10 protein-coding genes are annotated in these 12846 nt (G+C 66.5%); 7 read left to right on the top strand and 3 right to left on the bottom strand.

Translation table 11 applies throughout. From position 1 onward, the window contains the following. Positions 1–107: 107 nt before the first annotated feature. Positions 108–1454 (top strand): glutathione-disulfide reductase, encoded by a 1347-nt coding sequence (gene gorA / locus CVN68_RS13140; RefSeq protein WP_100284394.1) that lies wholly within the window; start codon positions 108–110, stop codon positions 1452–1454. Between the two features lie 19 nt (positions 1455–1473). On the opposite strand, the gene CVN68_RS13135 is transcribed toward gorA, so the two are convergent. Further along, positions 1474–2745, bottom strand: a complete 1272-nt coding sequence (locus tag CVN68_RS13135) for a dicarboxylate/amino acid:cation symporter (protein ID WP_100282609.1) — start codon at positions 2743–2745, stop codon at positions 1474–1476. A 71-nt stretch (positions 2746–2816) separates the two neighbouring features. On the opposite strand from CVN68_RS13135, the gene glmM reads away from it, so the two are divergent. The 5 genes from glmM (at position 2817) to CVN68_RS13110 (ending at position 7102) form a co-directional block, all read left to right on the top strand. Then, positions 2817–4157 (top strand): phosphoglucosamine mutase, encoded by a 1341-nt coding sequence (gene glmM / locus CVN68_RS13130; RefSeq protein ID WP_100282608.1) that lies wholly within the window; start codon positions 2817–2819, stop codon positions 4155–4157. Continuing rightward, positions 4157–4381: a DUF1272 domain-containing protein gene (locus tag CVN68_RS13125; protein WP_100282607.1), complete on the top strand. Its 225-nt coding sequence runs from the start codon at positions 4157–4159 to the stop codon at positions 4379–4381. The genes glmM and CVN68_RS13125 overlap by 1 nt, the downstream gene beginning before the upstream one ends. 4 nt (positions 4382–4385) lie before the next feature. Next, on the top strand, positions 4386–5543 hold the full coding sequence (thiD, locus tag CVN68_RS13120) for a bifunctional hydroxymethylpyrimidine kinase/phosphomethylpyrimidine kinase (RefSeq protein WP_100282606.1): 1158 nt from the start codon (positions 4386–4388) through the stop codon (positions 5541–5543). Beyond that, a complete protein-coding gene (locus CVN68_RS13115; RefSeq protein ID WP_100282605.1) occupies positions 5536–6165 on the top strand; it encodes a ribonuclease HII in 630 nt (209 codons plus the stop codon). Before thiD ends, CVN68_RS13115 begins: the two co-directional genes overlap by 8 nt. Before the next feature lie 103 nt (positions 6166–6268). Beyond that, positions 6269–7102, top strand: a complete 834-nt coding sequence (locus CVN68_RS13110) for a TIGR00266 family protein (protein WP_100284393.1) — start codon at positions 6269–6271, stop codon at positions 7100–7102. A 48-nt stretch (positions 7103–7150) separates the two neighbouring features. On the opposite strand, the gene CVN68_RS13105 is transcribed toward CVN68_RS13110, so the two are convergent. Together CVN68_RS13105 and CVN68_RS13100 are read right to left on the bottom strand one after the other, a co-directional pair. After that, entirely contained in the window at positions 7151–8641 is a 1491-nt protein-coding gene (locus tag CVN68_RS13105; RefSeq protein WP_100282604.1) for an MFS transporter, read from the bottom strand. A 37-nt stretch (positions 8642–8678) separates the two neighbouring features. Then, positions 8679–9707: a LacI family DNA-binding transcriptional regulator gene (locus CVN68_RS13100; RefSeq protein WP_100282603.1), complete on the bottom strand. Its 1029-nt coding sequence runs from the start codon at positions 9705–9707 to the stop codon at positions 8679–8681. A gap of 335 nt (positions 9708–10042) precedes the next feature. On the opposite strand from CVN68_RS13100, the gene CVN68_RS13095 reads away from it, so the two are divergent. Then, on the top strand, positions 10043–12844 hold the full coding sequence (locus CVN68_RS13095; RefSeq protein WP_100282602.1) for a TonB-dependent receptor: 2802 nt from the start codon (positions 10043–10045) through the stop codon (positions 12842–12844). The last annotated feature ends 2 nt before the right edge of the window (positions 12845–12846 follow it).

The following is a 12846-nucleotide window of genomic DNA, read 5'->3' as shown; positions in this document are numbered from 1 at the left end:
CTCTCTCCTCACCCAGCCGAACCGGCGACATGCGCTTCGGCTCCGTTGGCATCGTGGACCTTCGCGCCTATCTGCGGCTGGGGCGCGACGAAGCGGGAGCAAATATAATGGCCGACTATGACTACGACCTCTTCGTCATCGGCGCGGGGTCGGGCGGGGTGCGCGCCTCGCGGGTGTCGGCCGCCTATGGTGCCAAGGTGGCGGTCGCCGAGGAATATCGCGTCGGAGGAACCTGCGTGATCCGCGGCTGCGTCCCCAAGAAGCTGCTCGTTTACGGCGCGCATTTCGCCGAGGATCTCAAGGACGCGCGCCGCTTCGGCTGGAACGTCCCCGATTGCAGCTTCGACTGGGCGACGTTGCGCGACAATGTCCTCGCGGATGTCGATCGCCTCAACGGCCTCTACACCCAGGGCCTCGACAATGCCGGCGCCGAGATCATCCTCGAGCGCGCCACCGTCACCGGTCCGCACGAAGTTACGCTGGCTTCGGGCAAGAAGATCACCGCGAAGTACATCCTGATCGCCACTGGCGCGCATCCGCACACCCCCGAATTCCCGGGCAACGAGCATGGCATCACGTCGAACGAGGTTTTCCACCTCGACAGCTTGCCGCGGCGGATCATGATCGCCGGCGGCGGTTATATCGCCAACGAGTTCGCCGGCATCTTCAACGAGTTCGGCAGCCATGTGACTGTGGTCAACCGCACCGACGTGATCCTGCGCGGCTATGACCATTCGGTGCGCGACCGGCTGCTCCAGATCTCGCTGACCAAGGGGATCGACTTTCGTTTCCATGCCGAGTTCGAGAAGATCGAGAAGCTCGAAAACGGCTGTCTCAAGGTGTTCCTCACCGGGCAGGAGCCGATGGAAGTCGATGTCGTGCTGTTCGCCACCGGACGGGTGCCCAATTCGACGGGGCTGGGGCTCGAGAAAGTCGGGGTCGAGCTCGACGCCAAGGGCGCAGTCAAGGTCGACGCGCAGAACCAGTCGAGCGTCGACAGCATCTATGCGGTGGGCGACGTCACCAATCGCATCCAGCTCACGCCGATCGCGATCCGCGAGGGGCAGGCGTTCGCCGACACGATCTTCGGCAACAATCCGCGGACGGTCGACTATAGCTGCGTGCCGAGTGCGGTGTTCAGCCATCCGCCGATCGCCAGCGTGGGCATGACCGAAGGCGAGGCGCGCAACAAGCTCGGCTCGGTCAAGGTTTATGCCTCCGATTTCCGCGCGATGAAGAACGTGCTGGCCAACCGCAACGAGCGGGCGCTCTACAAGATGGTGTGCGACGGGATGACCGGCCGGGTGGTGGGCATCCACATGATCGGGCCGGACGCGCCGGAGATCCTTCAGGCCGCCGCGGTTGCGGTGAAGGCGGGGCTCACCAAGGAAGCGTTCGACGACACCGTCGCGCTGCACCCGAGCATGGCCGAGGAACTGGTGCTGCTGAAATAGCCGGGCGTCCCGCCGCTAGCTAGACCGAATCGTGTCTGAGTATCGCGTCCGCCTCGTCGAGCGGCACCTTGCCCGCGCGGCGCGACAGCCAGCTCGTCGCCGCGAGGTCCCAGGTGACGTTACCGACGGTGCGCATGATGTCGGGCAGTGTCTCGACCGCGACGAGAAGGCCCAGCGGCGCCACCGGGGCACCGATCGTCGCGGCCACCGGCGCGATCGCACTGACATAGCTGACCGTACCGGGCAGGCTTACCGAGCCGAGCGAAGTGAGCGCGGCGACGACGGTTCCGACCGCCAACGTCGCGGGACTGAGCGGCACGCCGAACCAGGTGGCGACATAGATCGCCACCGCGAAGTTCATCGCCGGACCGGTTGCACGGAAGATCGCGACGGCCAGCGGCAAGGTGACGCCCGAGACGGCGACCGGCACCTCGAGGTCGCTCGCCCCCTCGATCATCACCGGCAGCGTCGCCAGTGAGGATTGGGTGCTGATCGCCACCGCCTGGCTGGGCAGCGCGGCACGGACATAACGGGCAAAGCGCACCCGGCCGCCGAACACCGCCACCGGATAGGCGAAGAGCGCGATGACGAAGCCGACACCCGCGACGATGAGGATATAATGGATCAGCGCGCCGAACGCGCCGGTTCCCGCCTTGGCGCCGACCACCAGCGCCAGCGCGAAGACGCCGATCGGCCCGATCCACAATACCCAGTCGATCACGACCAGCATCGCGTCGCGCACCGCCGCGAAGAAGCCGACGAGGAGCTTGCGCTGATCGTCGCCGACGCGGGTGATTGCGAAGGCGAAGACCAGCGAGAAGATGATGAGCGAGAGGAAGGCGTTCTCCGCCGCCGCCTTGATGATGTTGGCGGGGATGATTGCCGCGAAGAATTCTCCCAGCGGCGGCACCGGTCCGATCTTCTCCGCGCCGACCAGCGCCGCACGCAGGCTTGCCGCCGATTCTTGCGGCAGGGGCCAGATTTGCAGGAACAGCGGAGTCAGCACCGCCGCCGCCGCCGCCGACAGAAACAGCACGATCACGTAGAATGCGATCGCGCGGCCAGCCAGGCGGCCGGCCTGCGCCGCCTCGGCGGTGGCGGTCACTCCGGTGATCAGCAGCGCCACGACCAAGGGCACGATCGTCATCTGCAGCCCGTTGAGCCAGGCCTGCCCGATCGGCTGCGCCCATTCGGCGACGGCGAGTCCGGTCTGCGGCGCATAACCGGCGAACAGCGCTCCGACGGTCAGCCCGGCGATCAGGGCAAGGAGAATACGAGTAGGTTGCGACATGCTCGCCCTTTGTAGTTTTCGCCGCTATCTCTGCGGGCACGAAACGCCACAAGGGCGCGAACAGGCAGGGCATGGCAAGAAAATATTTCGGGACCGATGGAATCCGCGGCACGACCAACGTCTCGGCGATGACCGCGGCGATGGCGATGAAGGTCGGCATGGCCGCGGGGGCACATTTCGCGCGCGGCGATCACCGCCACCGCGTGGTGATCGGCAAGGACACGCGGCTTTCGGGCTATATGCTCGAAAACGCGATGGTCGCGGGGTTCACTTCGGTGGGCATGGACGTGGTGCTGGTCGGGCCGATGCCCACCCCGGCGGTGGCGATGCTCACCCAGTCGATGCGCGCCGACATGGGCGTGATGATCTCGGCGAGCCACAATCCCTATGCCGATAACGGAATCAAGCTGTTCGGCCCCGACGGCTACAAGCTCTCCGACGCGGACGAGCTGGCGATCGAGGCGTTGATCGACGGCGAGGTGCCGCTCGCCGCCTCTGCCGATATCGGCCGCGCACGCCGCGTAGAGGACGCCCGCGGACGCTATATCCACGCCGCCAAGTCGACTTTCCCCGGGGATCTCACGCTCGACGGGCTCAAGATCGTGATCGATTGCGCCAATGGCGCGGCGTATCAGGTCGCGCCCTCGGCGCTGTGGGAGCTCGGCGCCCAAGTGATCGCGATCGGCGTCACGCCCAACGGCAAGAACATCAACGACGGCGTCGGATCCACCGCGCCCGAAACGCTCTGCGAGACGGTGGTCGCCTCGGGCGCGCAGATCGGCATCGCGCTCGACGGCGACGCCGATCGGCTGATCGTGGTCGACGAGGCCGGCCGGGTGATCGACGGCGACCAGTTGATGGCGCTGATCGCCAGCGGCTGGGCGCGGCAGGGCCGGCTCGCCGGGGGCGGGCTGGTCACTACGGTGATGTCGAACCTCGGGCTCGAACGCCACCTCGCCGCGCAGGGCCTCGGCATGGTGCGCACTGCGGTCGGCGACCGCTACGTGCTCGAGAAGATGCGCGCCTCGGGCTATAATGTCGGTGGCGAGCAGAGCGGGCACATCATCCTCTCCGATTATGCCACCACCGGCGACGGGCTGGTCGCCGCGCTGCAGGTGCTCACCGAATTGGTCCGCGCCGGCGCGCCGGCGAGCGAAGTGCTCCACCGCTTCGATCCGCTGCCGCAGATCCTCAAGAATGTCCGCTTCAAGGGCGGCAAGCCGCTCGACGACGCGCGGGTGAAGGATGCGATCGCCGGCGCCGAGGCAGAACTGGACGGCAAGGGCCGGCTGGTGATCCGCGCATCGGGCACCGAGCCGGTTATTCGGGTGATGGCCGAGGGCGACGATCGCGGTCAGGTCGAAGCCGTGGTCGACCGGGTATGTGACGCAGTGCGCGAGGCGGCGGCGTAATGCTGGAGATGCGCCCCGATTGCGAACGCTGCGGCACGGATCTCCGCGCCGACGATCCCGGTGCGTTCATTTGCTCGTTCGAATGCACCTTTTGCGCCGCCTGCACCGATGCGCTCGACGATCATTGCCCCAATTGCGGCGGCGAATTGATGGACCGGCCGACGCGAACTGGTAAAGCGCTGGAGCGCCATCCGGCCTCGGCCGAGCGCAAGTTCAAGGGATAGACCAGTGACACCGCGTATCCTGATCATTGCCGGTTCGGACTCGGGCGGCGGCGCGGGGATCCAGGCCGATATCAAGACCGTGACGATGCTCGGCGGCCATGCGATGACGGCGATCACTGCGATCACCGCGCAGAACACGCTCGGCGTTGCCGCGGTGCATCCGGTGCCGACCGATATGGTGCTCGCCCAGATCGATGCGGTGGTGCGCGACATTGGCGTCGACGCGATCAAGATCGGCATGATCGGATCGGCGCGCACCGCGCTGGCGGTGGCGGAAAAGCTCGGCGAGCTGCCGGGCGTGCCGGTGGTGTTCGATCCGGTGATGGTCGCGACCAGCGGCGCGACGCTCGCCGACGACGCGACGATCGCGGCGTTCGAACGGCTGATGGCGCGCGCGACCGTGGTGACCCCCAATCTGCCCGAGCTCGACGCGCTGGGCGGCGACCCCGCCGCTCTGGTCGCCGCGCATGGCTGCGCGGTGCTGGTCAAGGGCGGGCACGCAGGCGACGCGCAAGTGACCGATCGGCTCTATTCGTCCAACCCCGAGGATCCGCCCGAGATCGAGTGGAGCGATCCGCGCATCGAGACCGAGGCGACCCACGGCACCGGCTGCACGCTCTCCTCGGCGATCGCCTGCGGGCTGGCGCAGGAATGGGACCTGCCCGAAGCAGTCGCGCGCGGCCGCCGCTTCGTCCGGATCGCGATGCGCGAGGCGCCGGGGCTGGGGCGCGGACACGGCCCGATGGGGCAACAAGCGGTCCGGCTCGATCTCAACATGAGCTTTTTCGAGCCGATGCTGAACCAGGTGACGGTGCCCGCCGAAGACCTTGCCGCGAGCGAGCGCTTCTATCGGCTGCTCGGCCTGCGCCAGGTGGTCCGCGCCAGCCCGCGTTATGCCCGGTTCGAGACCGAGGGCGGCGCCACCTTCTCGGTCGCCACCGACAAGGCCTACACTGCCCCGGTAGTCTATTTCGAATGCGGCGATCTCGACGTGACCGTCGCCTATCTCGAGCAGCAGGGAGTGAAGTTCGAGGGCGAGCCCAAGGACGAGCCTTGGGGCTGGCGCGAGGCGCGGCTACGCGATCCGGCGGGCAATGCGATTCGGCTCTATCAGGCTGGCGAGATGCGCCGCTTTCCGCCATGGCGCCTCGACGATGCCTGACCTCAAGTTCGAACGTCGCTACAAGCGCCTGCACAAGGGCCTCATCGCCGGCGTCGACGAGGCTGGACGCGGGCCGCTCGCCGGCCCGGTGGTCGCCGCCGCAGTGGTGCTCGATCCCAAATGCATCCCCGAGGGCATCGACGATTCGAAGGTGCTGACCGCGGCGAAGCGCGAGCGGCTGTGCGAAGAATTGCTCAAATGCGCCAAGGTCGGAGTCGGCATGGCGAGCGTCGAGGAGATCGATACGCTCAACATCTTCTGGGCGACGATGCTGGCGATGACCCGCGCGGTCGAGGCGCTCGGTTTCGTCCCCGCCTTCGTTCTGGTCGACGGCAATCGTTGCCCCGACTGGGGCCATCAGAGCCATGCCGTGATCGGCGGCGACGCCTTGTGCCTGTCGATCGCCGCTGCCTCGATCGTCGCCAAGCACAAGCGCGATTGCATGATGCACGAACTCGATGCGCTGCATCCGGGCTATGGCTGGGCCAGCAACAAAGGCTATTCGGCCAAATTCCATCAGGAAGCGCTGCGCACGCTCGGGCCGACGCCGCACCACCGCCGCAGCTTTGGGCCGGTCGCGCAGGCGGAGCTGAATTTCGGGCCGCGGATCGCCGCGGAATAGTCCTGCCGTGCTCCCGGCGAAGGCCGGAGCGGTGGCGGCTGGCACCGAGTTTCTGCCAACGCTCCGGCCTTCGCCGGAGCACAGCAAATGGATGGGAATAATAATGGCGAACAACCCGTGGCAGCATCATCGCTCGGCGAGCGTCGCCGACGATATCGACTTCGAGATCAAGGGGCAGGAGCTCCAGTTCGTCGAGATCGAGCTCGATCCCGGCGAGAGCGCAGTGGCCGAGGCCGGGGCGATGGTGTGGAAGGACGCGTCGGTCGAGATGACCACGGTGTTCGGCGACGGATCGGGCGGGCAGGGCGGCGGCTTCATGGGCAAGCTGCTCGGTGCGGGCAAAAGGCTGGTCACCGGCGAGAGCCTGTTCACCACGGTGTTCACGCACAACGGCAGCGGCAAGGCGCGCGTCGCCTTTTCCGCGCCGATCCCCGGCGCGATCCTGCCGCTCAGGCTCGCCGATTATGGCGGGCAGCTGATCTGCCAGAAGGACGCCTTCCTCGCCGCGGCGCGCGGCGTCTCGATCGGCATCGCCTTCCAGCGCAAGATGATGACCGGGCTGTTCGGCGGCGAGGGCTTCATCATGCAGAAGCTCGACGGCGACGGCTGGGTGTTCGTCCAGATGGGCGGCACTGTGATCGAGCGTCAGCTCGCGCCGGGCGAGCAGCTCCACGTGGATACCGGCTGCGTCGCCGCCTATACCTCGACGATTGATTTCGACGTGGTTGCCGCGGGCGGGGTCAAGAGCATGATCTTTGGCGGCGAAGGCGTGTTCTTCGCGCGGCTCACCGGCCCCGGCCATGTCTGGATCCAGTCGCTGCCCTTCTCGCGCCTTGCCGGGCGAATGATGGCCGCCTCGGGCTCCTATGGCGGGCAGAATCGCGGCGAAGGCTCGGTGCTGGGCGGGCTCGGCGATTTGATCGGCGGGAATCGCTAGCCTTTCCGTTCGTCCTGCCGAACGGGTGGAGAGCGGCTGGCGCGAGCCTCAGCCACGTGTCAGCCGGTCCACCCGTATCATCGCCAGTGCCGCGAGGACCAGCGTCCCCGCCGCGAACGCCATCGTCCAGATCGGCTCGCCGGGGAAGAAGCGCTTCATGATCGATCCCATCGCCGTGGCGACGAGCAATTGCGGCACCACCACGAAGACGTTGAACAGCCCCATATAGATGCCGAGCTTGGCCCGCGGCAGGCTGGAGGCGAGGATCGCATAGGGCATTGCGAGGATCGACGCCCAGGCAATGCCGATGCCGATCTCACTGAGCAGCAGCCAGCGCGCGTCGGGCAGGAAGAAGAAGCTGGCATAGCCCGCTGCGCCGCAGAGCAATCCGACGATATGGGTGCGCGCCTGGCCGATGCGGCGCGCGAGCAGCGGTAGCACGGTCAGCGCGGCCACCGCGGCGACGCCGTTATAGGTGGCGAAGAGCACGTCGACCCAGCTCGCGCCTTCCTGAAAGCGCGGGCTGGTGGCATCGGCGGCGCCGTAGAAATGGTGCGCGACGATCGGCGTGGTGTTGATCCACATGATGAACAGCGCCGACCAGCTGAAGAATTGCGCCAGTGCGAGCCGCTTCATCAAAACCGGCATGCCGGAGAAATCGCCGACGATGCTGCTGAGCATGTTGGCGGGCGATCCGCCCCGCGCCAGCGCGATCGCCGCGGCGCTGGCGAGCCCGTAGCCGAGCAGCAGCGCGCCGAGCAGATAGACCTCCTTTTCGAGCCGGAGCTGCCCCACCGCCCAGATCACCAGCGTTCCGGCCGCGAGCCAGATCAGACTGCTGGCGTAGCTCCGCGTGGCGAGGAGAGGGACCTCGTCGTTCGCCTCGGCGGTACCGGCGAATGCCGCCATGGCGTGGGGATCATATTCGCGCGTCGTCACTACGGTCCACAGCACCGACGCGAACAGCGCCGCCCCGCCGAACCAGAAGGCAAAGCGCACCGTATCCGGGATGCCTCCGTGAGCCGCGACATTGGACACGCCGAACTGCTCGAGTGCCCAGGGAAAGATCGATCCGACCACCGCGCCTGCGCCGATGAAGGCGGTCTGCACCGCGTAGCCAGCGGCGTGCTGGTCCTTGCGCAGCATGTCGCCGACGAACGCGCGGAACGGCTCCATCGAGACGTTGAGCGAAGCGTCGAGCACCCACAGCATCACTGCGGCGAACAGGAGGGCCGGCGCCAGCGGCATCGCGAACAGCGACAGCGCCGCGAGCAATGCGCCGGCGAAGAAATAAGGCCGCCGCCGCCCGAGCCGTCCCAGCCAGGTGCGATCGCTCAGATGCCCGATCACCGGCTGGACGAGCAATCCGGTGAGCGGCGCCGCCACCCATAGCCATGGCAGATCATCGATCCGCGCGCCGAAGGTCTGGAAGATCCGGCTCATATTGGCGTTCTGCAGCGCGAAGCCGATCTGGATGCCGAAGAATCCGAAGCTGATGTTCCACAGGCCGGCAAGCGACTGGCGTGGCTTTTCGGTCATTTGGGCTCCAGATGCTGATGACGTTGGCAAATCCCGGCTAGGCCACCGAGCCGCAGGACTTACGCACGATCAACTTCGTCGGCAGCAGCGCCGATCCCACCGGTTGCTCGCGGATGCGACCGATCAGCGTCTCGACCAATTTGCGCCCGGCGAGCCGCGGGTCCTGCATCACCGTGGTGAGCGGCGGGCTGGCCGAGCTTGCCGCGGGGATATCGTCGAAGCCGACCACCGCCACGTCTTCGGGCACGCGCAGTCTGGCGCTCGCCAGCGCGCGCATCGCGCCGATCGCGATCAGGTCGCTCGCCGCGAGGATCGCGTCGAACTTCTCGCCGCTGACGAGCAAGGCATTGGCGGCGGCGGCGCCCGATTCCTCGGTGGTGATCGCATCGAATTGCAGCTTCGGCCGCGGGAGCACACCGCCTTGTTTGAGCGCCGCGACATGGCCGCGATAGCGATCGTGGAACTCGGGATAATGGCTCGACGCGCTGCCGAGAAAGGCGATGTTGCGCCGCCCGAGCGCCAGCAGATGCTGAGTCGCGTCCCGGCCGCCGCCGCGATTGTCGCAGCCCACCGTCAGCCCCGAAGCTTCGGACTGGACCGAGCCCCAGCGCACGAAATGCGTCCCCGCATCCTCGAGCGCGCGCAGCCGGGTGCGATAGAGTTCGTAATCGCCATAGCCGAGCAGGATGATCCCGTCGGCCTTGCGCGAATCCTCATAATCATTGTGCCAGTCGCTGGAGAGCTGCTGGAAGCTGATCAGCAGGTCATGATCGTGCTCGGCGCAGGCGCGGATGATCGAACCGAGCATCGAATGGAAGAAGGGATTGATCAGCGAATCGTCGGCAGTGGGATCCTCGAAGAACAGCAAGGCCAAAGTCTGCGAATGGCGGGTGCGCAGGTTCGATGCGGCCTTGTCGACCCGGTAGTTGAGCTGCCTGGCGATCGATTCGATGCGCAGCCGCGTCGCCGGATTGACGCCCAGCTCGCCGCGCAGCGCGCGCGAGACGGTGGGCTGCGAGACCCCGGCCAATTGGGCGATATCGAACGAAGTCGGTTTGCGCTGCATGCCCCGGCTGTCCTTCCCTGCGCGCGGCTGTGTTCGCCGCTTCGCATACTATGCAGACAGCGCAGATCGCCTGCCGCGTCAACGCCGCGGGGGGCGCAAATCGGCCATGTCGGGCGGGGATCGCCATTGAATACGTATGTGGCCGGCTGGTCGAACGCCCCGGTTTCGGAAGAAGTGGGCGGCGACGGCGTGCAACAGCTTTGCAGGCCACAGGTTGCGCATTCGAATTGACCCGGTCGTCAGAGCCGGAGCGCGGCGCCGATTAGGGGAGACGGACTTTGACCAGCATTGATCGTGGCCACAGGGCCATTCGTATGACTCCCGGGGTGAGTGGCATGGCCCTCGCCGCCGCCCTCGCGCTCTTCGCCGCGCCCGCGTTCGCACAGGAAACGCCGGCCGCCGATCCGGCGCAGGCCGGCGACGCCGCGCAGGAGGACATCGTCGTCACCGGCTTCCGTGCCTCGCTCGCCACCTCGGTCGCAACCAAGCGCCAGTCGAACCAGATCGTCGAATCGGTCTCCGCCGAGGACATCGGCAAGCTGCCCGACAATTCGATCGCCGAGGCGATCGCGCGCCTGCCCGGCCTGACCGCACAGCGGCTCGACGGCCGCGCGCAGGTGATCTCGGTTCGCGGCCTCTCGCCCGATTTCGCCGCGACTCTGCTCAACGGCCGTGAACAGGTCACCACCGGCGACAATCGCGGAGTCGAGTTCGATCAATATCCTTCCGAGCTGATGGGCGCGGTCGATGTCTACAAGACGCCCTATGCCGGGCTGATCGGGCAGGGACTGTCGGGCACGATCAATTTGCGCACGATCCGTCCGCTCGATCACGGCAAGCGCGTGCTCGCCGCCAATGTCCGCGGCGAGATCGTCTCGCCCGGCAAGCTCAATGCCGGCACTACCGACAAGGGCTGGCGCGTCAGCGCGACGTATGTCGATCAGTTTGCCAACGACACGCTCGGCGTGATGATCGGCGTGGCGCACCTGACTTCGCCGACCCAGTTCGAGCGGTTCAATGCGTGGGGCTATCCGACCTTCGAGACCAACAACGACACTTACGGCATCCGCAACACCCAGGGGACGCCGGACGCCGCCGACGACACCTTCACCCCGCGCCCCGAATATGCCGCGGCGAACGGCGCGCTGATCATCGGCGGCTCGAAGCCCTATGTGCAGTCCGACGAGCTCGAGCGCACCGGCGCGATGGCGACGCTGCAATGGCGCCCCGATCCGGCGCTGAGCATCACTCTCGACGGCTATTATTCGCGCTTCCGCGACGAGCAGACGCTGCGTGGCATCGAATTTCCGCTGTATTGGGGCAATGCCATCCTCAATCCCGGCTATACGGTCACCGACGGGATCATCACCGACGGCACGTGGCGCAACGTCAAGGGCGTGGTGCGCAACGACGCCAATCTGCGCGAGGCGGATCTCTATTCGGGCGGGCTCAACGTCACGTACGAGGCCGACGGCTGGAAGCTGCTCGGCGATCTCAGCTATTCGCGGGTCGATCGCGAGGACAAGGTGCTCGAAACCTATGCGGGCACGTCGCGCGGCGCCGGCAACGGCCCCTATGACGTGCTCGGCTTCGGCGCCAATGACGACGGCACCTACACTTTCGATCCGACGCTCGATTATGCCAATGCCGGCGTGATCCAGCTGACCAGTCCGCAGGGCTGGGGCGCCGACAACACGCCGGGCGGGCAGGACGGCTTTCTCAACAATCCCAGGACCACCGACGAGCTGATCGCCTTTCGTGGCGCGGTCCAGCGCGAGCTCGGCCCGGACGCTGGCAAGATCGAGTTCGGCGCCAACTACACCCGGCGCGACAAGACGCTCGATCTCTCACGCTTCTATCTCGGGCTCAAGGCCAACGCCGCGGCACCGGCGCACGATGCGAGCGTGCCGGTCCCCTCGGATCAATTGCTCGATCCGACTGCGCTCGACTTCCTCGGCATCCCGGGGATGATCAGCTACGATCCGTTGAAGCTCGCTTATAGCGGCATCTATAATTTCAACGCCGCGACCGACGCCAATCTCTATGCCTTTGGCTGGTCGGTCAGCGAGAAGGTGCTGACCGGCTATGGGCGCTACGACATCGAGGCCGAGATGGCCGACGGCGCATCGCTGGCCGGCGATATCGGCGTGCAGGTGGTGCGGGTCGATCAGTCGTCCAACGGGCTCGCCGCGAGCGGATCTCCGGTCGCCGTGATCACCGACGTATCGGACCAGGTCACCTATACCCATTTGCTGCCGAGCATGAATCTCGTCGCGCGGCTCAATGGTGGTTGGTCGCTGCGTCTCGGCGTGGCGCGCCAGCTCGCCCGGCCGCGGATGGATCAGATGCGCGCATCGATCAATTTCACTTACGATGCCGCCCGCGCCGGCAATACCAGCATCAACTTCTCGCCATGGGGCGGATCGGGCGGCAATCCGCGGCTGCGCCCATGGGTCGCCGATTCGGTCGACGTGTCGGTCGAGAAATATTTCGGGCCGGACAGCTATGTCTCGCTGGCGGGCTATTACAAATATCTCGAGACCTATATCTACCAGCAGCAATTGCTGTACGATTTCAGCGGGTTCCCGGTCACCGGCGGACCCGAGCCCTTGCTCCGGCAGGGCGTGGTCAGCATCTTCCAGAACGGGCAGGGCGGGCATCTCTACGGCGCCGAGGCCGCGTTCGCTCTGTCCTTCGCGACGCTCACTTCCGCGCTCGACGGCTTCGGGATGCTGGGCAGCCTCTCCTATACCGAGAGCGGCATCACTCCCGATCCCGGCAACCCCGCCCAGCCGTTGCCGGGTCTGTCGAAATGGGTGGCGAGCGGCACGGTCTATTTCGAGAAATCGGGCTTTTCGGCGCGCGCCAGCGTGCGGCATCGCTCGGGCTTCCTCGCCGAATTGAGCGGAGTCGGCACCGATCGGATCCAGCGCCTCGCCCAGGCCGAGACGATCGTCGATGCGCAGATCGGCTATGAATTCCAGTCGGGCGCGCTGCAGGGCCTGGGTCTCCAGCTCCAGGCGCAGAACCTAACCGACGAGCCGTTCAGCACCTATGACCCCGCCGACGAGCGGCTGACGATCGACTATCAGCGCTATGGCGTGCGCTATCTGCTCGGCGCGAGCTACCGCTTCTGAGG

The sequence above is a fragment of the Sphingomonas psychrotolerans genome (genome assembly GCF_002796605.1).
In the GTDB taxonomy this organism is placed as follows: Bacteria; Pseudomonadota; Alphaproteobacteria; order Sphingomonadales; family Sphingomonadaceae; genus Sphingomonas; species Sphingomonas psychrotolerans.
Note: the sequence above shows the minus strand (reverse complement) of the source record. Positions and strands in the feature narration are given on the sequence as shown.